The 24687-nt window shown below is 58.1% G+C and carries 20 protein-coding genes and 1 tRNA gene; 10 read left to right on the top strand and 11 right to left on the bottom strand.

Translation table 11 applies throughout. The annotated features are described in order from the left end of the window. Positions 1-4: 4 nt before the first annotated feature. Positions 5-694 carry a glutathione S-transferase family protein gene (locus ACTJK5_RS04460; protein ID WP_113260540.1) on the top strand — a complete coding sequence of 230 codons (690 nt, stop codon included), beginning with the start codon at positions 5-7 and terminating at the stop codon, positions 692-694. Positions 695-704: 10 nt separating this feature from the next. Here the strand turns inward: ACTJK5_RS04460 and ACTJK5_RS04455 are convergent, their stop codons facing one another. After that, entirely contained in the window at positions 705-3185 is a 2481-nt protein-coding gene (locus ACTJK5_RS04455) for a ComEC/Rec2 family competence protein (RefSeq protein ID WP_312930098.1), read from the bottom strand. Positions 3186-3443: 258 nt separating this feature from the next. Between ACTJK5_RS04455 and gltA the strand changes: the two genes are divergently transcribed. After that, on the top strand, positions 3444-4733 hold the full coding sequence (gltA, locus tag ACTJK5_RS04450) for a citrate synthase (protein WP_062440847.1): 1290 nt from the start codon (positions 3444-3446) through the stop codon (positions 4731-4733). 203 nt (positions 4734-4936) lie between these two features. Continuing rightward, entirely contained in the window at positions 4937-5374 is a 438-nt protein-coding gene (locus tag ACTJK5_RS04445; RefSeq protein ID WP_062440844.1) for a PACE efflux transporter, read from the top strand. A gap of 91 nt (positions 5375-5465) precedes the next feature. On the opposite strand, the gene ACTJK5_RS04440 is transcribed toward ACTJK5_RS04445, so the two are convergent. From ACTJK5_RS04440 to ACTJK5_RS04425, 4 genes are all read right to left on the bottom strand, one after another. Further along, positions 5466-6029, bottom strand: a complete 564-nt coding sequence (locus tag ACTJK5_RS04440; RefSeq protein ID WP_113260797.1) for an ABC-type transport auxiliary lipoprotein family protein — start codon at positions 6027-6029, stop codon at positions 5466-5468. A 74-nt stretch (positions 6030-6103) separates the two neighbouring features. Then, positions 6104-7474 carry an MlaD family protein gene (locus tag ACTJK5_RS04435; RefSeq protein WP_062427463.1) on the bottom strand — a complete coding sequence of 457 codons (1371 nt, stop codon included), beginning with the start codon at positions 7472-7474 and terminating at the stop codon, positions 6104-6106. A 2-nt stretch (positions 7475-7476) separates the two neighbouring features. Further along, positions 7477-8316 carry an ABC transporter ATP-binding protein gene (locus tag ACTJK5_RS04430; RefSeq protein ID WP_312930102.1) on the bottom strand — a complete coding sequence of 280 codons (840 nt, stop codon included), beginning with the start codon at positions 8314-8316 and terminating at the stop codon, positions 7477-7479. Between the two features lie 10 nt (positions 8317-8326). Then, on the bottom strand, positions 8327-9487 hold the full coding sequence (locus ACTJK5_RS04425; protein ID WP_113260538.1) for an ABC transporter permease: 1161 nt from the start codon (positions 9485-9487) through the stop codon (positions 8327-8329). Positions 9488-9632: 145 nt separating this feature from the next. Here ACTJK5_RS04425 and dgcA point away from each other — a divergent pair, with 145 nt between their 5' ends. Next, complete coding sequence (gene dgcA / locus ACTJK5_RS04420) at positions 9633-10616, top strand: N-acetyl-D-Glu racemase DgcA (RefSeq protein WP_113260537.1); 984 nt, start codon at positions 9633-9635, stop codon at positions 10614-10616. Positions 10617-10624: 8 nt separating this feature from the next. Here the strand turns inward: dgcA and ACTJK5_RS04415 are convergent, their stop codons facing one another. Beyond that, complete coding sequence (locus ACTJK5_RS04415; protein ID WP_440611913.1) at positions 10625-11455, bottom strand: UDP-2,3-diacylglucosamine diphosphatase; 831 nt, start codon at positions 11453-11455, stop codon at positions 10625-10627. A 233-nt stretch (positions 11456-11688) separates the two neighbouring features. Between ACTJK5_RS04415 and ACTJK5_RS04410 the strand changes: the two genes are divergently transcribed. Both ACTJK5_RS04410 and ACTJK5_RS04405 read left to right on the top strand, forming a co-directional pair. Then, positions 11689-14004: an NADP-dependent malic enzyme gene (locus ACTJK5_RS04410; protein WP_062427468.1), complete on the top strand. Its 2316-nt coding sequence runs from the start codon at positions 11689-11691 to the stop codon at positions 14002-14004. A 257-nt stretch (positions 14005-14261) separates the two neighbouring features. Continuing rightward, a complete protein-coding gene (locus ACTJK5_RS04405) occupies positions 14262-15431 on the top strand; it encodes a DUF2865 domain-containing protein (RefSeq protein WP_440611912.1) in 1170 nt (389 codons plus the stop codon). 863 nt (positions 15432-16294) lie between these two features. On the opposite strand, the gene murI is transcribed toward ACTJK5_RS04405, so the two are convergent. The 3 genes from murI to ACTJK5_RS04390 all read right to left on the bottom strand — a co-directional run bounded on the left by murI (position 16295) and on the right by ACTJK5_RS04390 (position 18535). Then, entirely contained in the window at positions 16295-17116 is an 822-nt protein-coding gene (murI, locus tag ACTJK5_RS04400) for a glutamate racemase (protein ID WP_116493821.1), read from the bottom strand. Further along, positions 17094-17927: an RNA methyltransferase gene (locus ACTJK5_RS04395; RefSeq protein WP_062427472.1), complete on the bottom strand. Its 834-nt coding sequence runs from the start codon at positions 17925-17927 to the stop codon at positions 17094-17096. The genes murI and ACTJK5_RS04395 overlap by 23 nt, the downstream gene beginning before the upstream one ends. A gap of 77 nt (positions 17928-18004) precedes the next feature. Beyond that, positions 18005-18535: a hypothetical protein gene (locus ACTJK5_RS04390; RefSeq protein ID WP_062427553.1), complete on the bottom strand. Its 531-nt coding sequence runs from the start codon at positions 18533-18535 to the stop codon at positions 18005-18007. A 214-nt stretch (positions 18536-18749) separates the two neighbouring features. Here ACTJK5_RS04390 and ACTJK5_RS04385 point away from each other — a divergent pair, with 214 nt between their 5' ends. From ACTJK5_RS04385 to ACTJK5_RS04375, 3 genes are all read left to right on the top strand, one after another. Further along, positions 18750-19964, top strand: coding sequence for an NADP-dependent isocitrate dehydrogenase (locus tag ACTJK5_RS04385; RefSeq protein ID WP_062427554.1), 1215 nt, complete (start codon positions 18750-18752; stop codon positions 19962-19964). Between the two features lie 126 nt (positions 19965-20090). Further along, a complete protein-coding gene (locus ACTJK5_RS04380; protein WP_062427473.1) occupies positions 20091-20714 on the top strand; it encodes a glutathione S-transferase family protein in 624 nt (207 codons plus the stop codon). A gap of 236 nt (positions 20715-20950) precedes the next feature. Continuing rightward, a complete protein-coding gene (locus ACTJK5_RS04375; protein ID WP_062427474.1) occupies positions 20951-23068 on the top strand; it encodes a sensor domain-containing diguanylate cyclase in 2118 nt (705 codons plus the stop codon). Positions 23069-23154: 86 nt separating this feature from the next. Here the strand turns inward: ACTJK5_RS04375 and lipB are convergent, their stop codons facing one another. Continuing rightward, positions 23155-23889: a lipoyl(octanoyl) transferase LipB gene (gene lipB, locus ACTJK5_RS04370; RefSeq protein WP_062427555.1), complete on the bottom strand. Its 735-nt coding sequence runs from the start codon at positions 23887-23889 to the stop codon at positions 23155-23157. Between the two features lie 188 nt (positions 23890-24077). Between lipB and ACTJK5_RS04365 the strand changes: the two genes are divergently transcribed. Beyond that, a tRNA-Leu gene (locus tag ACTJK5_RS04365) sits at positions 24078-24162 on the top strand. 90 nt (positions 24163-24252) lie between these two features. On the opposite strand, the gene ACTJK5_RS04360 is transcribed toward ACTJK5_RS04365, so the two are convergent. Further along, positions 24253-24441 carry a hypothetical protein gene (locus ACTJK5_RS04360; RefSeq protein WP_062427484.1) on the bottom strand — a complete coding sequence of 63 codons (189 nt, stop codon included), beginning with the start codon at positions 24439-24441 and terminating at the stop codon, positions 24253-24255. Positions 24442-24687 lie beyond the last annotated feature (246 nt).

The following is a 24687-nucleotide window of genomic DNA, read 5'->3' as shown; positions in this document are numbered from 1 at the left end:
CAACATGTACGATCTTTACATCGCCAACAAGAACTACTCCTCCTGGTCTCTCCGGCCTTGGGTGCTGATGCGGACATTGGAGATTCCCTTCAAAGAGAATCTCGTCCCGTTCAACGATCCCGATCCCAAGCATGGCTTCACGCACTTCTCCCCCACAGGCAAGGTGCCCTGCCTCGTGGATGGCGATGTCACCATCTGGGACTCGCTTGCAATCATCGAGTACCTGGCGGAACGGCATGATGGTGTTTGGGCTGAGGATGCCAAAGCGCGGGCTTGGTCGCGCTCGGCATCCGCGGAGATGCATTCCGGCTTCCAATCGCTGCGCAATCTACACCCGATGAGTGTAGGTTTGCGGATCAGACCGGTTCCGGCAACCGAGGCGCTCCGCAAGGATATCGCGCGTATCGACGCGCTATGGCAGCAGGGCCTCGACACCTTCGGCGGGCCGTTTCTGGCCGGCATCAATTTCACCGCCGTCGACGCGTTCTTCTGCCCCGTCGCGTTTCGCTTCCAGACTTACGGCACAGCACTCTCGCCAGCGGCGGAGGCTTACAAGACCCAACTCCTTGGCTTGCCGGCGATCAGGGAGTGGGAGGAGGCAGCGATCCGGGAGCCGTGGCGCGACTTGGAGCATGAAGAGGAAGCGCGGGCGTCTGGCGAGATTATCGAAGACCGCCGCTCCGCAGCAGATTGAAGCAAAAGACTTACTGCCCGGCCGCCAGCATCGTCTCGATATGCGGCGGCATCGCGCCGTCGGAGGTCTTGCTGCGCCAGTCATAGGCGCGGTGAATCGACCAGGGTCTGGCAACGTCTTGCATCGCCGCGCGCGCAGTTGCGACGGGCGCTCCGGCCTCATTCAACCAGAGTTCCAGCGAGCCTGTCTTTCGCAATGTTGTGGCGCTGATCAGCAGCGCGCCCGAGCGACAGTTTGAAAACGGCACGAAACGCGACGTCACGACGATGTCCGCCAGATCGCAGGCTGTACCGGTCAACGCCGTATTAGAAATGACCGCGACTTTGACGCCGCTCTGATGACGTCCAGCACACCAGGCATTTTTCTGGCAAGAGAAGCCATTCGTCCGCTCGAAAGCCAGAATCATCTTGTCGCGAGCTTCTTGCTTCTGCTGATCGGTGAGAACAGCCGGGCGGCGTGACCTTGGCTCTGCCGTGTCCTCGCGCTCACCCGCCTTGTCGTCATCCAGCATGACAGGGGCCACATGCTTATCCGGCAGCGGCACCGCCCTCGCCCACTGCTCAACCACGAAACCCTTCGCCTGGCGCTTGGTCGTCGCAACGAATTGATCCGTGCGAAATGCGACGAGGACACCATCCTCGTAGATCAATAAATCCGGCTTTGCTTTGTTCTGCTCAAGCGGCACCAGAAGGAGACCAGCCAGAATCAGGGGAAGCCCCAAGAGCGCGAGGTGGGTCCGTAGCAAGGTGAGAAGAAGAAATCCGACCGTCGAGACGGCCAGAAACCATGGGTGCTGCCGCCCGATCGTGGCATCTCCGCCCCAACTGGAGACGGTGTTGGCAATGTCGATCACCATCGCCATGCCGTAACCCATCAGCTTCAGGAAGGGTGCATCCAGGCCAAAAGGCATGAGAAGCATGGCAATCAGTGCAGACGGCATGACGATGATCGACATGACGGGCATTGCGGCAAGATTGGCGGCCAGTCCGTAGGTGGTGATGCGGTGGAAATGCTCGATCGAGTAGATCGCAGTCGAGACACCCCCAATCAACGAGGTGATGACGACACCGCCGATCACGGCACTCGCTTTCGACGAGGCCACGATCCATAAGGGCGGGCGCGCGATGAAGAGGCGCTCACGATTGGCCCGGCATCTGCTCCAGAAGGAATAGGCCGCAACCAGTGCCAGCGTTGCGGCAAAGGACATCTGGAAACTCGGACCCATGATTTCATGTGGCGAAACCGCGATGATGACGATTGCGGCAAGGGCGACATTGCGCAGACTGATCGACGGCCGGTTGACGAGAACAGCTGCCAGCATGATCGACATCATCAACCATGCCCGCTCGGCAGAGACGGCAAAGCCTGAAATCAGATAATAGGCGAATGTCATCAACAGCGCGGCAAAGGCGGAGATCTTCTTGACGGGATAGCGCTGCGAAAACCCTGGAAACAGGCTGAACACCATACGCATACCGACGAAGAAGATGCCCGATGCCAGTGCCATGTTTAGCCCGGAAATGGCAACGATATGGGCGAGCCCCGACACGCGCAAAGCTTCCATCGTCTCGCTGGAGATCGCGCGCCGCTCATCCGTGATGATCGAAGCCGCAAAAGCACCCGCATCGCCGCCAATGACGCTGCGGATTCGTTCGGCAATAGCGGAGCGCAGTGCGTAGAGCCGCGAACCCGCTGTTTCGAGCCAGCCCGCTTCGTCCGTCGTTGCGGCCTGCGTCGGTAGAGCCTTTGGCGCGCTGTAGAAAAATCCTGTCGCACCGATCCCATCGAAATACGCGGAAAAGGCAAAGTCGTTGAGGCCCGGCAATGCCGGCCCGGATGGTGGCGAAAGGCGCGCCTTGCCGGTGATGCCTGAACCGACAGCGATCGGTTGTCCGCGACTGCGCGAGAGGACGGATATCCGATTTGGCAGACGTGTCAGCGAAGGTCCACTCGTCGAAGTCAGGGCGATCGTGTAGCGCCAGTAGCCCTTGGCATCCACCTCCCGCCGCTCCACTTTGCCGGTGATTGTCGTCGTCACGGCACTGTCCAAGACTGTGGTCCCAACGCGGCGCGTCTCCCAATTTGCCAGCAACATGCCGAGCAGCAGAAGTGCAAGCGTTGCCAACACGAAGGACAGTGCGTTCTGTCGGTGCCGCGTGATGATGGCGACCGGGATGACGCAAAGGCCAAACACAAGCAGAACGACATCGGATGGCGGAGAGGCGAGAGAAAACCACAGTGCCGCGCCCGCGCCGACCAGCACGGGGATGAAAAGGAAGTCCTGCCGGTATTGAAGCTCCTCGGTGACGCAACGCGATAAGGTCGATTGCAATCGCTGCGCAAAGCCTTGAGGCGCAGGACTCGGTGGAGCAAAGAGTAGGACATCCGTATTGGTAAGAGCAGCGGGCGCATTGATGCCGTCGAGCTCCACCTTCACAGGCGTGCCCGTCTCCAGCAAGCGGAACTGCTGCCGTTCCCCGTAGTCGTTCAAGTGCCGCCCCTCGGTCCCTTAGGGCCAATTTGCAGCCTTGCGATTCGGATTGCAATCCAGCGCGCAGATTAAGGAAGCATTGACTTAAAACGAAACAGTAAAGTGGCAAAACCGATCAGAACGGCTTATTCCAATTCTGCGATGCACAATTTGCCTTTTGGATAGCTTGGCATCGTCGCGCGGATCATATAGCTAAATCCGTGACGCTTAATTGGCCGATGCGTCAACCCGCATCGCCTGCATATTCGGAGGTATGGTATGACGGAAAAAAGCGCTACAGTGACCCTCGGCGACAAGACGGTCGATCTTCCTGTACGAGAAGGTACGATTGGCCCGCGCGTCGTCGATATCGGCACCCTGTACAAACACACCGGCTCCTTCACCTACGACCCCGGTTTCACCTCGACCGCTTCGTGCGAATCCAAAATCACCTATATCGATGGTGACGAAGGCGTTCTGCTGCACCGCGGTTATCCGATCGAGCAGCTTGCCGAACAGGGCGACTTCCTCGAGACCTGCTACCTGCTGCTTTACGGCGAACTGCCGACGACCGCGCAGAAGAAGGACTTCGACACCCGTGTGACGCGTCACACCATGGTGCATGAACAGATGAGCCGCTTCTTCACCGGCTATCGTCGCGACGCCCACCCAATGGCTGTCATGTGCGGTACGGTCGGCGCCCTCTCCGCCTTCTACCACGACTCGACCGACATCACCGATCCGCACCAGCGCATGGTCGCGTCTCTGCGCATGATCGCCAAGATGCCGACGATCGCGGCCATGGCCTACAAGTACCATATCGGCCAGCCCTTCGTTTACCCAAAGAACGATCTCGATTACGCATCGAACTTCCTGCACATGTGCTTTGCCGTTCCGTGCGAAGAGTACAAGGTGGACCCGGTTCTGGCCCGCGCCATGGATCGCATCTTCATCCTTCACGCCGACCATGAGCAGAACGCGTCCACCTCGACCGTTCGCCTGGCCGGTTCCTCGGGCGCAAACCCGTTCGCATGTATCGCAGCCGGCATCGCCTGCCTCTGGGGCCCCGCCCATGGCGGCGCCAACGAAGCAGCGCTCAACATGCTGAACGAGATCGGCACCGTCGATCGTATTCCTGAATACATCGCACGCGCCAAGGACAAGAACGATCCGTTCCGCCTTATGGGCTTTGGCCACCGCGTCTACAAGAACTACGACCCGCGCGCCAAGATCATGCAGAAGACGATGTACGAAGTGCTGGAAGCGACCGGCAACTCCGACGATCCGATCATGCAGGTTGCGCTCGAACTGGAAAAGATCGCCCTTTCGGATCCTTACTTTGTCGAGAAGAAGCTCTACCCGAATGTCGACTTCTACTCCGGCATCACGCTGAAGGCGCTCGGCTTCCCCACGACCATGTTCACCGTTCTCTTCGCTCTTGCCCGCACCGTCGGCTGGATCGCCCAGTGGAACGAAATGATCGAAGATCCGCAGCAGCGTATCGGTCGTCCGCGCCAGCTCTACACCGGCGCTGCAAAGCGCGACTACGTTCCGGTTTCCAAGCGCTAGTCCGCGGCCGAGACATCCAGACAAAAAAAGCGTCTCTTTCGAGGCGCTTTTTTATGCGCAGTTTTTTCGGCGATCCATCCTCGCGATACCCGAAGACTTGAAGCAAAAGCCGCTTCCGCTTATATCGTCCTTGCGAGGACGACCTCGGCCATGGCGGCGACAGCATTCGGGACGGCCCGATTTGGTTATCTCGGGAGTTTCCCATGCGCAGCATAGGCGATCGTATCCGCCACGCTCTCAGCTTTGAAATTATTGGCCTCGCTTTGGTCATTCCACTCGGCACTGTCGTCTTTGCCATGCCGATGAGCGACATCGGCATCGTCGGCGTCGTCAGCGCCACCGTCGCGACGGCGTGGAATTATCTCTACAATCTCGGCTTCGACCACACCCTGCAGCGCCTGCGCGGCACCACGCTCAAGACACCGGCGATCCGTGTGGCTCACGCGGTTCTGTTTGAGCTTGGACTTCTGATCGTACTGATGCCGTTCATTGCATGGTATCTCGGCATCGGCCTGATCCACGCACTGATCATGGACATCTCGTTTGCACTCTTCTACGTCGTCTACGCCTTTGTCTTCAACTGGGCCTATGACGCGATCTTCCCACTGCCGGAATGGCAGAAGGAAGCAGCAGCCGAGTAAGGCTACCAGATTAAACCCACAGGTGATCGCAAAGAAAAACGCCGCGCATCGAATGATGTCGCGGCGTTTGATTTTACATCGTGGATGGCGATCAGAGCGCCTTCAACGTCCAGGCCACAATCTCGCGAGAGGCAGCCGCAAACGCCGAATCGAGTGCTTTGACGAAATTGGCGTTGCCGGAACCGCTCACGCGCGCGCTTGCACGGAACACGTCCTGTGCCCGAACGGTGCCGTTGCGATCGTTCAGCAACTGTACCGAAATCTCGATGTTGGCGACATTGTTCTTGGTGTCGACCTCGAAGGCGCGAATATCGGTGACGACCTGATAGTCGATCGCCAGACCCTGCCCCGGACGCCCAACACCGCCGAGGCGGCCCGTATCCTGGAAGGCTTCAACCAGCTTCGACTGCACCATGCGCGGCAGGCGGTCGCTCCACTGCGAGTTCGCAAGATACTGCACTTCCGAGTTGGAAAGCCGTACCACGATGTTCTCGCTATCGAGCGCCTTCAGCGCGGTCGGTTCCGCGACCAGAAGCTGGCGTCCCTTGAGGGATCGTGCCTGCGTCACCGGCGCGGGTGAAACGGAAAGATCGAACGTATCGTTCTTAGCGCCACCGCCGCAGCCTGCCAGGATCGCACCAAGCAAGGGCAGCATCACAGCAAACTTCGTGGAGACCGCGGATATTTTCCGCCGTGGTATCTGCAAAATCATGAAACCAGGAACCTCCATCAACGCCGTGTCCGGCCATCATATTGTTTTACATTTTCGCCGCCGAAGATCAGGCGCTGCGGATCGCGATCGAAATTGGTGATCGTATTGTTGAGATTGTTGACCGTATCACGGGTGCTGCTGATCAGCGCCTGGAGATCCCTCAGGCCCGAATTCGAGAAGCGAGTGAGGTTGTCGGCAATCGGGCCAATACGTCCGTTGAGATTGTCCGCAACCGCCTTGAAGGAGTTGAGAGTCTCACGGGCCTTGGCAAAAAGCGAATCCGCGTCATCGGTTCCCAGCATGCCGTCCACTTTCGCCAGAATGCCGTCGACGCGGCTCGACGCCATGTTCAGCTTGCGAGACATGTCGGTGAAGTCGGCAATTGCTTGATCGATATCCTGACGGCGCGTTCCAACGTCATCGGCGATCTGGCGGAAGGTGGAAATCGCCTGGCGAGCGTCGGCGGTCGCTGCCGACACATCTTCAACCGTATTGCTCACCTTCGCGGTATCGACCGAAGCCAGAAGCTCATCGGCGCGCTTCAACACGTTTTGAGCGTCCGAACTTGCCTGTTCGAAGTTACGCGAGGTGCGCTGCACGTTCTCCATAACCGCTTGAATGCCGCTGGAAGAGGCCGCCACGTCGGACGTCACCTTGTCGACATTGGTAAGAATGGAGTCGATCTTCTGCGAATCCACCGCCTTGACCAGATCTTCAACGGCCGTCAGCGTTCCATCGAGGCGAACCGAAACCGACTGAACGGTTGTCGACAATGAGCTCAGGCTCTCGAGGAAGTTTTCGATGCCATCGGAGTTGGAGGCGAGCGCTGCAGAGAATTTCTCGGCATTGCGAACGGTTTCCGTCAGCGGTCCACGCGCATCCTGCACGAAGCCCTGCAGCTCTCCGATCGCACCATCCGCGCGCTTCAGAATCTTGTCGGCGGTCGCAAGCAGGTTCGTCACACTGGACAAATCAGCCGTCAGCTCAGCCGGCACGCCGGTTTCGAAGGACTTCTGGAGAATGCGTTCCTCATTGCTGCGCCCACCCGAGAGCTCCACATAGGCAGCGCCCGTCAGGCCCTGGATTTCCAGAACCGCGCGAGTGGACGGGAAGACCGGGGCATCCGCCTGCACTTCCGTATAGGCAATCGAGTAAGCGGGATCCTGCTGATCGATCGAAAGACCACGAACCGTACCGACCGGTATGCCGTTGAACCGTACCGGCGAGCCGACAGACAGACCATTGGCCGACCCTGGAATACGGATCGTCAGCTGTGCCACTGGCCCGCCGCGTCCGAACTCGGCCATCCAGTAAACGAAGCCGAATGCCGCCGCGACCACGATGAGCGTAAAAATACCGACAATGGTGTAATTCGCCTTGGTTTCCATGCCTATCCGTTACTCCCCGGAATCTGTTGCGTGCCATCCGGAAGGACGACGGCGCGAGCCCGCTTTCCGCGGAAATATGATTGGACCCAGGGATCGTCGTTATTGAACATATCCTCGAGTGTACCTTCGACTGCCACCTTCTTGTTGCCGAGAACGGCAATGCGGTCGCAGACTGAAAACAGGCTGTCGAGATCGTGGGTCACCATGTAGACGGTCAAACCCATCGAATCACGCAAGCGCGCAATCAGCATATCAAACTCTGCAGCCCCGATCGGATCGAGACCAGATGTCGGCTCGTCCAGGAAGACGAGGTCCGGATCGAGCGCCAGAGCGCGCGCCAATGCTGCGCGCTTGATCATGCCGCCTGAAAGTTCGGACGGAAACTTGTCGCCGGCATCCGGCTTCAAACCCACCATTTCGATCTTCAAGGCCGCGAGCTCATCCATCAGCTTTTGCGGCAGATCGAGATATTCGCGCATCGGCAGCTGAATATTCTCTTTCACAGTCAGACCGGAGAAGAGAGCGCCCTGCTGGAAGAGCACACCAAGACGCGTGTCCAACGCCATGCGTTCTTCGTCCGAGGCCTTGTCATAGTCAGTCCCAAGGATCTTGATCGAACCGCCCTGGCGCGGCAAGAGCCGCAGCACCGTGCGCATCAGCACCGATTTACCGGCACCGGACGGACCGATAAAGCCCAGAATTTCACCGCGATAGACATCGAGATCGAGATTGTCGAGCACGAGCTTGTCGCCAAAGCCGACAGTCACGCCCTCCACCGAAAGCACGACTTCGCGATCGGTCTTGCTGTCTCTTTTGTCCTCGACTGCTTGTCCTTGATCCACAGCCCTCTCCTTAAAAATCGATGGCTGAATAGAAGATGGCGAAAAGCGCATCGACGAGGATCACGACAAAGATCGACTTGACCACCGAGGCCGTCACGTGTTGACCAAGCGATTCCGCGCTCCCGCCAACCTTCATTCCCTCGACGGATGCCACAATGCCGATGATCAGGGCCATGAACGGCGCCTTGATCATGCCGGACGCGATCGTCGAACCTTCCACGGCACTATGAAGCCGCGAGAGAAACACCTCAAACGTGATACCCGAATAAATAAGCGAGACGATCGCAGCGCCGAACAATGCCGAAAAATTGGCGATGATGGTGAGAAGCGGCAAGGCGATGGTGAGCGCCACCAGACGCGGGAAGACCAGGACGCCGACAGGGTTGAGGCCGATGACCTTGAGCGCATCGATTTCCTCGCGCATCTTCATCGAACCGATTTCGGCGGTAATCGCGCTGCCGGACCGGCCAGCGATCATAATAGCCGTCAGGAGAACGCCGATCTCACGCAATTGGAGAATGCCGACGAGGTCGACCACAAAAACTTCCGCGCCGAAATATCTGAGCTGGAACGCGCCCTGCTGCGCGATGATCGCACCGATGAGGAACGACATCAGCGTAATGATGGGCACCGCGCGCACGCCCATGTGATCGACCTGGTTGACGATGGCGGCAGGCGACACGCCGCGCCCTCGGCCGAGCTTCATCTGCGCGCCACGAACGGCAGAGCCCAAAATAAACATGCCGGCCATAAAGTCGGACCCTGCCTGGACGACATTCCGTCCGACGGGCTCGAAGATGCGGCTTAAAATACCCTGTTTTTGTGTATCCTTCGGCGGCAGCGGCGCTTCATCGGGAAGCGAGGTGATGATCTCCTCGACCTTCTCATTGCCCTCGAAGCTCACATTCGAGCCGGACTTCTCCAGGCGGCTTCTCAGGCTGTGGAGGATCCATGCACCGGTCGTATCGATATGGTCGATACCTGACAGGTCGATCGTGATGGGCCCGGATGCACCCGATTTTTCGATCTTGTCGAGTTCTGGCAGAACGGGAGAGATGTTCGCGTTGCGCCAGGAACCGGAGAGCACGTAGCGCGCGCCGCCGCGCTCCGCGTTCTCATCCGGCGAGATTGCAGCCTGTTCCACCCGCTTGCCTGGTTCCTGTTCTTGCATATTTCTCCGCGTGAATGCAGCTTACTGAAAGATTCTCTTAACGATTCATATCTTTTGCCGGACCAGCAAGCCACAGCGGTGCACCGTAAATGGATACATATTTTGCAGGTTCCATGGTTTTACCCCCAACTATAGGGCAATTTTGATGAGCCGTTACCTCGAAGCCACAGCGCAAATCTTCCCGGTTGCAGGAAGCTTCACCATTTCGCGGGGAAGCCGCACAGAAATCCATGTGGTGACCTGCACGATTTCCTACGATGGCGTTCAAGGTCAGGGAGAGTGCGTCCCCTACGCGCGCTATGGAGAAACGATCGAAGGCGTCCTGGCAGATATTGACGCAGCCGCGAAGGCAATCGCTTCGGGGCTCGACCGGGAGCATCTTCAGCAGGCCATGAAGCCGGGTGCTGCGCGCAACGCCGTCGACTGCGCCTTATGGGATCTGGAAGCGAAGCTCTCCGGGAGACCCGCCTTTGCTCATTTTCTGCCGTCTGCTCCAAAACCCTTGATGACGGCCTACACGATTTCGCTCGCCGATGCGCAGACGATGGCGGCGAAGACAAGGGAAAACGCCCACCGTCCGCTCTTGAAGATAAAGACGGGAACAGAGGACGACGAAGAGCGCCTACGCGCCGTTCGTGCGGCAGCACCAGATGCCGCAATCATCGTCGATGCCAATGAGGGATGGCGTGAAGACAATATCGAGCATCACATGGCCGTTGCCGCGGAGCTCGGGATCTCCTTGATCGAGCAGCCTCTCCCAGCCGGCAACGATGCGTTTCTGGCGACGATTAAGCGACCCGTGGCAATCTGCGCGGATGAGAGCGTCCACCTCACAAGAGACCTTGCATCCCTTCGCGATCGTTACGATGCGATCAACATCAAGCTCGACAAGACAGGTGGCCTTACCGAGGCCTTGGTGATGAAGCAGGAAGCCGAGCGTCTCGGCTATCAGATCATGGTGGGGTGCATGCTGGGAACGTCGCTTGCCATGGCACCCGCTGTGCTACTGGCGCAAGACGTGGCCTTTGCCGATCTTGATGGCCCGCTACTCCTGGCGCGAGACCGGGAGCCGGGCCTTGTCTATGACGGTTCGCTCGTTCATCCGCCACAGCCGGAGCTGTGGGGATAAAGACATCCTCAGGCCGCTTTTGTATCAACGAGCTTGGGAAACATCACCGGCTCCAGCTGGCGCACCGTTGGCTCTTCCGCGCTATCGCTGGTCTGCATCCAGGTGATCAGCTCGAACGAGCCGTCAAGGTTTTCGACAATGGCCGTGCAGCTTTCCACCCAGTCGCCGGTATTGATGTAGCGAATACCGTCGATATCCTCCACCACCGCATGGTGAATATGGCCGCAGATCACGCCATCCACCTTGTTGCGCCGGGCCTCATCGGCCACCACACGCTGGAACTCGCCGATGAAGTTGACGGCATGCTTTACCTGGAGTTTCGCCCAGGCGGAAAAAGACCAGTAAGGCAGGCCGATACGGCGGCGAACCGCCGCGATCGCGACGTTGACGGCAATCGCCGCATCGTAGGCCCAGTCACCAAGGTAAGCGAGAAGGCGTGCATTGCGCACGACGACGTCGAACTCGTCGCCATGCAGCACGAGATATTTCTTGCCGTCCGCTGCCTCATGGATCATGCGCTCGGCCACTTCGATGCCGCCGAAATGCGTGCCGGGAAATTCGCGTAAGAATTCGTCGTGATTTCCGGGGATGTAGACGATGCGCGCGCCCTTGCGTGCCTTGCGTAAAAGCTTCTGCACCACGTCGTTGCAGCCCTGCGGCCAGTACCAGCTGCGGCGAAGGCGCCAACCATCGATGATATCACCAACGAGCACGATCGTGTCCGCTTCGTGATACTTCAGAAAGTCCAGCAGAAAATCCGTCTTGGCCGCTTTCGAGCCAAGATGCACGTCGGAAATGAAAAGCGTCCTGAAGTGTCTGGTTTCGGTCTGCGTGGCCATGGTCTCGTCCCCTCGTCTCATGAAAGGCGTTTGGAAATCTTTCACCCTTGGGAAAACCAGACTCGTGTTTCAGCAAGATGACAAAGCGGCACTTCCATGGTCTGACGCTGGTCTTTTTGCGAATATCGCCTTTCTCGCTTTTGCATGCCACCCGCCAAATAAACGGCTGTACGGTCGAACTGTTTGCTGTATGCAAAGACCTTCGTGACAATTGAAATAAAGCGGTGAAAAAGATGAGTTCTCAGGACAAGGGCACGACGCAAAACAAGAGCAGCAATGCGGATCTGGATGAGCAGGCGCTCTTCTACCATCGCTATCCTCGCCCGGGTAAACTTGAGATCCAGGCGTCCAAGCCGCTCGGCAACCAGCGCGACCTGGCGCTCGCCTATTCACCGGGTGTCGCCGCCCCCTGCCTTGCCATTCATGAAAATCCGGAAACGGCGGCGCAATATACTGCACGCGCAAACCTTGTGGCTGTGATTTCCAACGGCACCGCCGTTCTCGGTCTCGGCAATATTGGCCCGCTGGCGTCGAAGCCGGTCATGGAAGGCAAAGCCGTCCTCTTCAAGAAATTCGCCAATATCGACGTCTTCGATATCGAAATCGACGCGCCCGGCATCAACGATATGGTCTCCACCATTTCGGCACTCGAGCCCACCTTCGGCGGCATCAATCTCGAAGACATCAAGGCGCCCGAATGTTTCGAAGTCGAGCGCCAGCTGCGCGCCAAGATGAACATCCCGGTCTTCCACGACGATCAGCACGGAACAGCAATCATCGTTGCCGCAGCCGTCACCAATGCGCTGGAACTCGCCGGCAAGGCCTTGTCGGACGTCAAGATCGTCGCATCCGGTGCCGGTGCAGCGGCTCTCGCCTGCCTCAACCTGCTGGTGGAGATGGGCGCTAAGCGCGAAAACATCTGGGTCCACGACATTGAAGGCCTCGTCTATGATGGCCGCAACACGTTGATGGACGAATGGAAGGAAATCTACGCGCAGAAGACCGACAAGCGCGTCCTGGCCGAATCCATCGAGGGCGCAGACGTCTTCCTCGGTCTCTCGGCCGCAGGCGTTCTTAAGCCCGAGCTTCTGGCAAAGATGGCGGAAAAGCCATTGATCCTGGCACTGGCGAACCCCAAGCCTGAAATCATGCCGGAAGAAGCACGCGCTGCACGCCCGGATGCAATGATCTGCACGGGTCGCTCGGACTTCCCGAACCAGGTCAACAACGTTCTCTGCTTCCCTTACATCTTCCGCGGTGCGCTCGATTGCGGCGCAACCAGCATCAATGAAGAGATGAAGATGGCGGCGGTCCGCGCGATTGCCGAACTGGCGCGCGAGGAAGTCTCCGAAGTCGCTGCCAAGGCCTATAGCGAAGAGACGCCGGTCTTCGGCCCGAACTACCTGATCCCCTCGCCTTTCGATCCACGCCTCATCCTGCGCATTGCGCCCGCCGTCGCGCGCGCTGCCGCCGCAAGTGGCGTCGCATCGCGACCCATCACCGATTTCGATGCCTATCTCGATCAGTTGAACCGCTTCGTCTGGCGTTCCGGCTTCATCATGAAGCCGATCTTCAACAGTGCCAAGAGCGCAGAAAAGAAGCGTATCATCTTTGCCGAAGGCGAAGACGAGCGCGTGCTGCGCGCCGCTCAGGTACTTTTGGAAGAAGGCACCGGCATCCCGATCCTTATCGGTCGTCCGCAGATCATCGAAACGCGCCTGAAGCGCTTCGGCCTGCGCATTCGCCCGAATACCGATTTCGCCGTGGTCAACCCGGAAGACGATCCACGCTACCGCGACTATGTCGATGACTACTTCGCGCTGGTCGGCCGTGCCGGCATCAACCCGGAAGCGGCACGCACGATCGTTCGTACCAACACCACCGTCATCGGCGCGCTCTCCGTCAAGCGCGGTGAGGCCGATGCCCTGATCTGCGGTCTGGAAGGTCGGTTTGACCGTCACCTGCGCGATGTCAACCAGATCATCGGCAAGCGCGAAGGTGTTCAGTCGTTCGGCGGCCTCAGCCTACTGATTACCCAGCGTGGCGCGCTCTTCATGACCGATACCTTCGTCAATTACGACCCGAGCTCGGAAGACGTCGCAGAAATGGCGATCCTTGCCGCGAAGGAAATCAAGCGTTTCGGCATCACCCCGAAGATCGCGCTCGCAAGCCATTCGAACTTCGGTTCGCGTGATTCCGTCAGCGCCCGAAAGATGCGCGCAGCCCTTCAACTCGTTCGCGACAGGGCGCCTCATTTGGAAATCGACGGCGAAATGCAGGGTGGTTCGGCGCTGTCGGAAATGTTGCGCAAGCGCGCCATGCCCAACAGCGCTTTGTCCGGTGAGGCGAACCTCTTGGTCTTCCCGAACCTGGACTCGGCCAATATTTCCCTCGGCGTCGTGCGCACCATGACGGAAGGTCTGCATGTCGGGCCGATCCTGCTTGGCACTGCCCTGCCCGCACATATCCTGTCGCCCACCGTCACTTCGCGCGGCGTGGTCAACATGGCAGCGCTTGCCGCCGTCCAGGCATCGCACCCTTCGATGTGATGGCCTGTGTTTAGAGCATGGTCCAAGCAAAATTGTGCAGCGGTTTTGCGATGACACCACGCGGCGAAACAAGGACCTAAATCGTAAGGAGCGAATCTGGACGATCGCGACACGCTTCAAGCCTGACGTTATTGCGTCACTTCGAATTAACGCAATTTTGAAACTGCTGTTGCCGCATTGCGGCACAGCCCTATGCTATCCTGAACTTAATCCTGCCGCGAGCGTTGGTGATTGATGTTGAAAGGGATGCCGACTGAATGCTGACGGGCCTGCAGAAAACGAATGGGCGCCCGGCGCCGCGCCGCAACCGTCTCATCGGTTCCCTATTGGCCGCCCTCCTCGTCGCACCCGTTGCCGTACAGGCGCAGGACATCTGCGAAACCCTCGAAGCACAGCTGAGACAACCGGCAGAGTCCACTGAGGTTATCGGCACCACAGCGCAGGTCCGGCAATTTGCCAATGCGCTGGCACAGCAGAACCTCGTGATCCGCCGTATCAAGAACGATCTGCGAAGCTACGGCTGCTCATCGGGTAGCGTGACTGTCTATGGAAATCCCAATGCGCAAATCTGCGGTGATATCGCGGATGCACTGGCGCAAGCGGAAGCCGAACGGGACATGATCGCTGAAGACCGCAATCGTATGCTTGCGAGCCGTCGCACCGAAGCCGCCGACCGGTGGGATCGGATCATGGCAGCGCTGGATGCGGAGGGCTGCCTCGACCGTCGGCCACCCGATTACGCATCGACGGACCCAGGCCTGGATGCCCAGCCCCGTGGCTACACCGACCCCTTCAATGACAATCAAAGGGACATTGGCAATTACGGCCCGACACCAGATATGCCGGCCGAGGGTGGCTTGAGGACGCTTTGCGTGCGCACTTGCGACGGAGCCTTCTTCCCCATATCCTCCAATGCGACGCCGATGGATTTCAGTGCTCAAGCTGCCCAGTGCGAGCGGATGTGCCCGGGCACCGAGACGGAACTCTTCTACCATTCCATGGTGGGGCAAGAGAGTTCCGATATGGTCTCGGCCAAGACCGGCCAGCCATACAAGTCGATGCCAACCGCTTTTGCCTATCGCAACGGCTCACCCTCGACGCGCTCACCATCATGTTCCTGCAACATGGCGGCCTATCATCAGGAGATGAGGAAGCAGGAAGAGCAAGCGAGAGCGCCACAATCCTCTCCCGATCAATCCTATTCCGGCATCACCCGGATCCCTGCCCCGAAGACGGAAAACCCCACACCAGCGTCGCCCGAACCCGCTCCGCAGGTCGAGGCCAAGGCATCCCCCGTCCCTGAAAGAGAATACGATCCGAAGAACAGCAAGGTGCGCATCGTCGGCCCACAGTTTCTGCCGGAAGAGACAAGTCGCATCGACCTGAAAAATCCTGCCTTGAAAGGGGCACAGCCTCAGCAGGAATAAAACCGCTGCGGCAAACCGATAACGCATGGCGCAGCGGTGGATTACGCTTGGTCTCGAAAGCGTGTCGCAATCTTTGGGATTCGCTTATTACGCTTTCGCTCTTCGTTTTCTCGCACGTCGTTATCGCAAAACCGCTGCACACTTTTGCGTGGACCATGCTTTAGAACCGAGGAAACCAGGGCGGCACCAGCGGCTGGCCAAGCATCGGTTCGCGCACCGGAAGGCCGGCATCCCGCCGAAGCCGATCGCTGAGATGAGTGGCATGGTTTCTCGTCTGCCGATGCTTCATTGCACCCAGAACTGCCGCCCTCAGTGTGGCCCAGGCACCGAAGCGGCGAACCAACTCGTCGACGGTCCTGGAAAGATCATTTACACTCAAAGATTGTTGTTTAGACATAGGTCATCCGTCCCGGCGCAAGATAGCAACCAGGTCCTCTTGTGATGGAAAAAGGCGTGCGGAAACGTTCTGCGCAGCAACAGACTGCGAGGTCAAAAGACTATCGACACACCGTGATGTATAGTGAAAACGCCTGCAAAGGCAGGGAAAAGCTTAGATAGCGATTCCACGTCGGTATGCGCGAAGCATCATTCCGGACATCGCCGGAGCTACGGACATAACCATACCAGAGAGGCAAAAATGCTTAAATGTAGTCATCTAACGCCTCCTGTTTCTTGAGTTGCGGGCCCGATTTTTTTGACACATCTTCGATTCGCCCGCAAGAGGTTCAATCTCGAATTGCATCAATGAGCTTTCATCAGTGCAAAAATGTCACAATGGACTTAGAACGCCGTGCGTTTAACCGGGCGCACAAAGGACGCGTTATCTTCTTTGATCGACGCGTCCTACTTCCTGAGCTCGGCGCTCAGTCTTGCTCGATCTTCAAACCAAAGCCCTGCATCAGTCTTCTCGTCGTGAAATCCGGCTGACCTGAGGTAAAGATCGCGAAATCAAAACCCTCAGGATGCTCGGCACCCTGTAGCACCTCGACCTTGCGGCGTGCCTGCCGGGCAATTGCCTCTGCCGGATCGAGCCAGTCTACCGGCCACGGCGCGAGCCTGCGGAACACATTCGCCATGAACGGATAATGCGTACAGGCAAGCACCACGATGTCGGTGCGCCGGCCCTGATCCTCGATGAAGCACGGCGAAATTTCGGCCAGCACGGCATCATCCGAGACGCTCTCACCCCTGATCCAGCTTTCTGCCATGCGCGCCAGATTTTCCGAGCCGACGAGGCGCACGTGACATTGCGAGGCGAAAGACTGGATGAGGTCGCGCGTATAGGCCCGCTTCACCGTACCAGGCGTCGCCAGCACAGACACAAGGCCTGAGCGGGTGCGTTCCGCCGCGGGCTTGATGGCGGGTACCGTTCCGACGAAGGTCATGTCGGGAAAAGCGGCCCGCAGGTCAGCACCGGCGAGCGTGAAAGCCGTATTGCAGGCGATGATGCAGATTTCCGGTTGGTAGGTGTCGAGCAATTGGGCAAACAGCGACAGTATGCGCTGGCGCAACCCATCCTCTTCCCATCCGCCATAAGGGAAACCCGCATCGTCTGCGACATAGATGAAGCCACGCTCGGGCATCAAAACCCGCGCCTCGCGCAAGACCGTCAACCCGCCGATGCCGGAATCGAAGACGAGAACCGGCTTTGAGACGGGAAGATCAGTCGTTGTCGCCAGAGCCATTCGTCGGTGTCCCCTCGCCTTCGGCGCTTTTCTCTGTCCGTTTCGGCCAGCGGCGCGGAAACGCGTCCAGCGACTTGATCACGCCGCGAAACACGCTGATCTCCTGCTCCGTAAATCCCCGTCGTGACAGAACAGCGCGCAGATTGTCGACCATTTTGGGCTTTTTTTCAGCCGGGTGGAAATATCCACGCGCATCCAGCGCCTCTTCGATCTGGTCGAACAGGCCGAAAACCTGTTCCTTGGTGGAAGGACGTTGCTGCACCGACTGGAACGCAGTCTCGGCAAGGTCCTCCATGCCGGATTTCATCCACTCATAAGACATCAACAGCACAGCCTGTGCGATGTTGAGCGATGCGAAGGCCGGGTTGACGGGGAACGTCACGATCTCGTCGGCCAGCGCCACTTCCTCGTTCGTCAGGCCCCAGCGCTCGCGACCGAACATGATGCCGGTCCTTTCGCCTGCCTTGAACTTGGCGCGCAGGGTTTCGGTCGCAGTGACAGGCGCGCGCACCGGCTTGAAGCCGTAACGCTCGCGTGCCGTCGTCGCATAGACGAAGTTTAGATCGCGAACCGCATCCTCCAGCGTTTCGTAGACCTTGGTGGCATCAATGACATGATCGGCCTTGGAGGCGGCCGCGCGTGCTTTCTCGCTCGGCCAGCCATCGCGCGGATTGACCAGACGCAGCTCTGCCAGCCCGAAATTCGCCATGGCGCGTGCTACCATACCGATATTTTCGCCAAGCTGAGGCTCGACCAGAATGATCGCCGGGCCTTCGGCAATGAGTTCAAGATCGCTGTTTGTACCTGCCATAGTCGCCTTCCAATTTTTAGGCTTCACTGGCACAGTTTTCCGCGCAAATCAAAGGCAAGGCGTGTGTTACGCGCGGCTTATTCGCCCTTGATGATGTTTGCCATCTCTTGCTGCACGGAATCGCGGCCCTCATCGCCAACACGATGAATGTCATTGATGACCGGCTTGCCGTCTTCTTCGATCACATCGAAATTGACCTGATCGACGGTCGCCTTCATCTCGGCCTCATCCATGCAGGCCCAGAGCTTGAACTTGACGGTGACGTCGCTCACGCCATCCTTGGGCGGCGCTGCCGAGATGTTGACGTCCTGCAGCGGGCAGCCGTCCTGCGAATTGGTGACCACGTCGTAACCGAAGGGGTCGCCCTTCTCGCCTGCCTCTGCCTCATAGGCGGGCTTCTTCGAGGCTTCGCGATATTGGGCGATGAACGCCTTGCTGAAGAGCGTCGTCAGCAGATCTTCGTCGAAAATATACTTCCAGTCATCGGCCTCGCCGGACCAGTTCTTCACCGTAATATCCATGACCTTCTTCACCGGCTCGGTGGGATCGGCGGCAAAGGCGCTGGAGGAAAGGAATAGTGCGGCAATGGCGAGCAGAACTTTCTGCATGATGACGTCCTGAAACTTCAGCTTACCCAACGTAAGCGATTCGCCTGAATCTAATCCGCGAATGTGTTTTGGCAATCCGGTAACAAGGCTTTTAGAAAGGCCAAAAAAGCTGACCGATGGCTTTGCCTCTGCCGCTCGCAATGCTATAGCGCCACGGGATATTGACCCTTATGGCGCTCGATTGGGCGCAACCGTTCTCGAAGGTGAGGAATTCATGACAAAGATCAAGGTAGCCAATCCGGTCGTCGATCTCGACGGCGACGAAATGACCCGTATCATCTGGCAGCTCATCAAGGACAAGCTGATCCTGCCATACCTCGATCTCGATATCGAATATTACGATCTTTCCGTTGAAAACCGCGACGCTACCAACGACCAGGTAACCGTTGATGCGGCACACGCCATCAAGAAGCATGGCGTCGGCATCAAGTGCGCGACCATCACGCCGGACGAAGCCCGCGTGGAAGAATTCAACCTCAAGCAGATGTGGAAGAGCCCGAACGGCACGATCCGCAACATTCTGGGCGGCGTCATCTTCCGCGAGCCGATCATCTGCAAGAACGTTCCGCGCCTGGTTCCAGGCTGGACCCAGCCGATCGTTGTCGGCCGTCACGCTTTCGGCGACCAGTACAAGGCAACCGATTTCAAGTTCCCCGGCAAGGGCAAGCTGACAATCAAGTTCGTTGGCGAAGATGGCCAGGTCATCGAGAAGGACGTGTTCGACGCTCCGAGCGCTGGCGTGGCTCTTGCCATGTACAACCTCGACGATTCCATCCGCGAATTCGCCCGTGCATCGATGAACTACGGCCTGATGCGCAAGTGGCCGGTTTACCTCTCCACGAAGAACACCATCCTGAAGGCCTATGACGGTCGCTTCAAGGACATCTTCGAAGAAGTCTACCAGAGCGAATTCAAGGCGCAGTTCGACGAAGCCGGCATCACCTACGAGCACCGCCTCATCGACGACATGGTCGCTTCCGCGCTGAAGTGGTCCGGCGGCTACATCTGGGCCTGCAAGAACTATGACGGCGACGTTCAGTCGGATACCGTGGCACAGGGCTTCGGCTCGCTCGGCCTGATGACCTCGGTTCTCCTGTCTCCGGATGGCCGCACGGTCGAAGCAGAAGCGGCGCACGGCACGGTGACGCGCCACTACCGCCAGCACCAGAAGGGTCAGGAAACCTCGACCAACTCGATCGCATCGATCTTCGCATGGACCCGTGGCCTCGCCCACCGCGCCAAGCTGGACGACAATGCTGAACTGGCAAAGTTCGCCACGACGCTTGAAACCGTCTGCGTCGACACCGTCGAAGCCGGCTACATGACCAAGGACCTCGCGCTCCTCATCGGTCCGGATCAGCCTTGGCTCTCCACCACCGCTTTCCTCGACAAGATCGACGAAAACCTCAAGAAGGCCATGGCTGCCTGATCGGCATCTAACCCTTTAGAGACCTTCGAAAACCCGGCCTTCGCGCCGGGTTTTCTTTTGCCCCCAATCGATGTCTTGATTAGGTCATGCTGCCGGAGCAAACTCTGCTCAACAAGGGAGAGAGACATGAGCGATCTGACATTCTACACCCATCCCATGTCACGCGGACGCATCATCCGCTGGATGCTGGAGGAAGTGGGCGCATCTTACGACACCAGAATTATCGGCTTCGACAGCGACATGAAGGCTGGCGAGTACAAGGCGATCAATCCTATGGGCAAGGTGCCCGCGATCAAACACGGCGACGTCGTCGTGACGGAATGCGCAGCCATCTGCGCCTATCTGGCCGACGCCTTTCCGGAAAAGGGTCTTGCCCCTCCGACCAACCATCGTGGCCTTTACTATCGCTGGCTCTTCTTTGCGGCCGGACCTCTGGAAATGGGTGTCAGCAACCGCGCAATGGGTCTTGTGATTCCGGAAGACAAGTATCGCATGGCCGGATGCGGACGCTTCGAAGACCTGATGGACACCCTCGAGTACGCCGTGACGCAGAACCCTTTCATTGCTGGCGACAGCTTCACCGCCGCCGACGTCTATGTGGGCTCGCATATTGGATGGGGTCTGCAATTCGGTTCGATCGAGAAGCGCAAGTCCTTCGCCGATTATCTCGGTCGCCTCGGTCAGCGCCCGGCTTTCCTGCGTGCTCAGGAGATCGACGATTCCATCATAAAAAAAATGCAGACAGCCTGACGTCGCAGCGTCTTTGGCGCATCTCATTCTATCAAAAGATGCGTCAGACAACCCTCAAAACCTACCTAGGATTGATCTAAGCCATTGTGAATGTTGTAGAATTTTGTTGTAGGCCATATAAATTATTAACTCGTTGTGTAGTAAACCATCACATTGCCATTCACCCGGCCTGCGAACGCAGTAAACGGCTGCTGCGTTTGCTCTGATGCAGTGCCTTCCTAAAAGGGGCGACTGTAATGATGACTGTGCTGGGATGCATCGTCTACGAACACAACATCTGGCTCGTGCTTGTGGCAGTGATACTCTGCGGCACCGGTTCGTGGGTGACATCCCGGCTTTTCAGTAAAACGACGACCGCGACCGGGAAGCAGCGCATCGGCTGGCAGGCCATGACGGCGCTTTCTGCAGGCGTGGCGATCTGGTGCACACATTTCGTCGCCATGCTTGGCTATGACGCAGGCGTGCCCATCGGCTTCGATTTGTCGTTGACGGTTGCTTCGCTTTCGGTCGTCCTGTTCGGCAATGCGATCGGTTTTGCCGTGGCAGTCAGCAACCGTCATCCCATCATGCCCGCCTTGGGCGGCGCGATCGTCGGTCTCGCCATTTCCACAATGCACTATACCGGTATGATGGCTTACCGGGTTCAGGGGATCGTATCCTGGGACAGGACTTACCTCGTCGCCTCGATCGTTCTTTCCGTAGGTCTTTCATCGGCTGCGCTGCATTTTGGCATGCGCAAAGGCAGCAACGTCATGGCCGTGGTCCTCACGCTTGCAATTGCCGTCTTGCACTTCACAGGAATGACTGCATTCCAGGTCGAACCGATGTATGTCGATGGATCCTTCTCCAACCCGGACTCGCTCTGGACGCTGGCCATCGCGATTTCCGGCATGGCTTTCGTCATCGTTGCCTGCGGTCTGGTGAGCTACCTCATAGACAATGGCACACGCGCCGAGACCATAGCGCATCTTCGTCAAATGGCGTTATACGACGCGCTAACCGGCCTTCCCAATCGCGCCAACTTCAACGAGAGGCTGGAGGAAGAGCTCGCGCTCGCCGATGCGCAAAAGGGCCGGCTAGCCATGATCGGCATCGATCTCAACCGGTTCAAGGAGATCAACGACACCCGTGGCCACCATGTCGGCGATGACGTGTTGACCGACCTTGGTCTGCGGCTCAAGAATTTGGTTCGGGAGGACAAGGGCGAGTTCGTTGCCCGCGTTGGCGGAGATGAGTTCGCCGCTCTATTCCGTATTCAGGACGACCAAATGGTCGGCATAAACCGATTTCTGAAACGTCTTGAAATGGTGATGTTCACTCCGATCAATATCGACGAAGCCCAAATTGTTGCTGGCGCAAGCTTCGGTGTCGCCCTCTACCCCGACGACGCAACCACTAAGGAAACGCTTGTCAGTAACGCGGACCTCGCCATGTACCGCGCCAAGTCGCAGCTCACCGAAAAGCGTGTCTGCTTCTATGAGGCGGGCATGGACAAGGCCGTCAAAGCAAGGCGCTGCATGGCGGCTGATTTGCGCAAGGCACTCTCCCGCGATGAACTCTCGATCCACTACCAGGTACAGACCTCCGTTTCGACTGGCGAGATCACGGGCTACGAAGCACTGCTGCGGTGGCACCATCCGGAACGTGGTTTCATCCCGCCATCAGATTTCATTCCGCTGGCGGAGGAAACCGGCCTTATCCTGCAACTTGGCGAGTGGGTGCTGCGCACCGCATGCGCAGCCGCGGCCTCCTGGGAGCCAGCCTGCAAGGTTGCCGTCAACCTCTCTGCCGTTCAGTTTGCAGCCGGCGATCTGCCGAAGCTCGTCATGAGCATCCTTCTCGAAACCGGTCTCCCTCCGCATCGACTGGAGCTTGAACTTACCGAGACCGCCATCCTGAAGGATCGCGAGCGTGCCTTTCACATGCTTCGCCAAATCAAATCCTATGGAGTTTCCATTGCGCTGGACGACTTCGGCGTTGGCTATTCTTCGATAGACACGCTGCGGTCTTTCCCTTTCAGCAAGATCAAGCTCGACCGCTCCTTCATCGACGAAAGCCACAGCAGTCAGGAAGCGCTGACCATTATCCGCACAGTCTTGGCTCTCGGCAAGGGCCTTAAAATTCCGGTATTGGCGGAAGGGGTGGAAACAAGGGAACAGCTCTCCCTTCTGGAATCGGAAGGATGCGGGGAAGCACAGGGCTACCTGCTCGGCCGGCCGGCGTCACTTGATCAGATTCTTGCGACGGGCCGCTTGCGTATCATCGAGCGACCGCTCCCTTTGCCGAGAACGGTCATTCATGACCCTTTCGGCCTATCTGAAGTTGCTGTTGGAAGGACAGGCACAGACAGTTGAAATCTGGCGAAGGCTGGAAGACTGTCTGTTATCCGACATGATGCGGAGCTGGCTCTCAGAAACACAATGGGCGTAGCAAACCCGAATTAAGACGCCGCCCCTGCGCCCTCATTCGCGGTATCGCCAAAGACCTCCTCGAAGGCCTCCCGCAGGAAGACATCCACATCGTTGATCATCACCAAGAGGCCGAGATCGACGAGGCTGGTGACGCCGTATTGAGTGATGCCGCAGGGGACGATGCCGCCGAAGTGGGTCAGGTCGGGATCGACATTAATCGACAGGCCATGAAAGCTCACCCACTTGCGCAGGCGAATGCCGAGCGCTGCGATCTTGTCCTCCGACATGGAGCCATCCGGCAGCAGTGGCTTTTCCGGCCGGCGAACCCACACGCCGACCCGATCTTCACGCCGCTCGCCCTTGACGTTCATCTTGTCGAGCGTGCGGATGATGACCTCCTCCAGTGCCGCCACATAGGCGCGCACATCCTGGCGTCTGCGCTTGAGATCGAGCATCACATAGACCACCCGCTGGCCTGGGCCATGATAGGTGTACTCCCCGCCCCGTCCGGTTGCGAAGACGGGAAAGCGGTCCGGCTCGATCAGGTCCGACGAATCGGCACTCGTGCCCGCCGTGTAAAGCGGTGGATGCTCCAGGAGCCATACAAGCTCGTCCGCTTCGCCGGCAGCGATGGCTGCGACCTCACGCTCCATCTCCTCGATCGCCTGCTCGTAGGGCACCAGCCCGTCAGAGATTCGCCAGCGTACGGCAGGAGAACCGGCGCTCGGGTACATCGTGGAGGTAAGATCGGTGCGTGTGAGCATGAAAATGTCCTTTCCACAGCCTTCTGGCAGAATGAAATAGAGGCTGCAAGCCCAGCGTTTGCGGGCTTCTTCCATATAGGAAGGCAAAGGCCTGTTTTTAATTTCAAAAAACTGTCACGGCGCTCTTGTGCACCCAAAATCCTTTTGCTACATGCACCCCCGTCGGCGCAAGTCGACCCTACCACGATGCGGTCGTGGCGGAATTGGTAGACGCGCAGCGTTGAGGTCGCTGTGGGGCAACCCGTGGAAGTTCGAGTCTTCTCGACCGCACCAAAAGAAAAACCCGCTTCGGCGGGTTTTTCTTTGTCTTCAGTTATCTAAGCGAATTCCCTGAAGCTTCCGTGTGAGCGATTTGCGATCCGTTCAATGGATAGGGATGTTTCGCTTATCCGCCTCTTCCTTGATGATATCCTCGACCAGTTCGCGTTTCAGCGACGGATTTCCCAGCAGATAATCATCGGCAATTTCAAAGATGGATTTCGGGCTTTCGGTGCGGCTGAGCGTATCGAGATCCTGCGCGATCTGCTCCCGAAGTTCTGCATAATTTTCCATGGTCGTCTCCTTTGTTAAGGAGACAATGCGGATGGCATCGCACCGGTTCCTAAAGCACGATGCGTAGATCAAAGAAGACAGAGCGTCATTTGTGCCTCCAATAGGACGCACGGATCTCCAAGCCAAAAAAAACCCTCCCGCGAGGGAGGGTCAGGTTGGAGAAGACAGCATCATGCGGGTAGCCTGTCAGCTGCCAAGCCATCGAACCGTCATAGATACATTCAGTTCCCCTGCGTCGTCACCCAG

This window comes from Agrobacterium sp. 22094 (genome assembly GCF_052046015.1).
GTDB lineage: Bacteria > Pseudomonadota > Alphaproteobacteria > Rhizobiales > Rhizobiaceae > Agrobacterium > Agrobacterium cavarae.
Note: the sequence above shows the minus strand (reverse complement) of the source record. Positions and strands in the feature narration are given on the sequence as shown.

Coding starts and splice junctions, on each gene's coding strand:
- ACTJK5_RS04460 (WP_113260540.1), top strand. CDS start 5: ATGTACGATCTTTACATCGCCAACAAGAACTACTCCTCCTGGTCTCTC.
- gltA (WP_062440847.1), top strand. CDS start 3,444: ATGACGGAAAAAAGCGCTACAGTGACCCTCGGCGACAAGACGGTCGAT.
- ACTJK5_RS04445 (WP_062440844.1), top strand. CDS start 4,937: ATGCGCAGCATAGGCGATCGTATCCGCCACGCTCTCAGCTTTGAAATT.
- ACTJK5_RS04440 (WP_113260797.1), bottom strand. CDS start 6,029: ATGCTGCCCTTGCTTGGTGCGATCCTGGCAGGCTGCGGCGGTGGCGCT.
- ACTJK5_RS04435 (WP_062427463.1), bottom strand. CDS start 7,474: ATGGAAACCAAGGCGAATTACACCATTGTCGGTATTTTTACGCTCATC.
- ACTJK5_RS04425 (WP_113260538.1), bottom strand. CDS start 9,487: ATGCAAGAACAGGAACCAGGCAAGCGGGTGGAACAGGCTGCAATCTCG.
- dgcA (WP_113260537.1), top strand. CDS start 9,633: ATGAGCCGTTACCTCGAAGCCACAGCGCAAATCTTCCCGGTTGCAGGA.
- ACTJK5_RS04415 (WP_440611913.1), bottom strand. CDS start 11,455: ATGGCCACGCAGACCGAAACCAGACACTTCAGGACGCTTTTCATTTCC.
- ACTJK5_RS04410 (WP_062427468.1), top strand. CDS start 11,689: ATGAGTTCTCAGGACAAGGGCACGACGCAAAACAAGAGCAGCAATGCG.
- ACTJK5_RS04405 (WP_440611912.1), top strand. CDS start 14,262: ATGCTGACGGGCCTGCAGAAAACGAATGGGCGCCCGGCGCCGCGCCGC.
- murI (WP_116493821.1), bottom strand. CDS start 17,116: ATGGCTCTGGCGACAACGACTGATCTTCCCGTCTCAAAGCCGGTTCTC.
- ACTJK5_RS04395 (WP_062427472.1), bottom strand. CDS start 17,927: ATGGCAGGTACAAACAGCGATCTTGAACTCATTGCCGAAGGCCCGGCG.
- ACTJK5_RS04390 (WP_062427553.1), bottom strand. CDS start 18,535: ATGCAGAAAGTTCTGCTCGCCATTGCCGCACTATTCCTTTCCTCCAGC.
- ACTJK5_RS04385 (WP_062427554.1), top strand. CDS start 18,750: ATGACAAAGATCAAGGTAGCCAATCCGGTCGTCGATCTCGACGGCGAC.
- ACTJK5_RS04380 (WP_062427473.1), top strand. CDS start 20,091: ATGAGCGATCTGACATTCTACACCCATCCCATGTCACGCGGACGCATC.
- ACTJK5_RS04375 (WP_062427474.1), top strand. CDS start 20,951: ATGATGACTGTGCTGGGATGCATCGTCTACGAACACAACATCTGGCTC.
- lipB (WP_062427555.1), bottom strand. CDS start 23,889: ATGCTCACACGCACCGATCTTACCTCCACGATGTACCCGAGCGCCGGT.
- ACTJK5_RS04360 (WP_062427484.1), bottom strand. CDS start 24,441: ATGGAAAATTATGCAGAACTTCGGGAGCAGATCGCGCAGGATCTCGAT.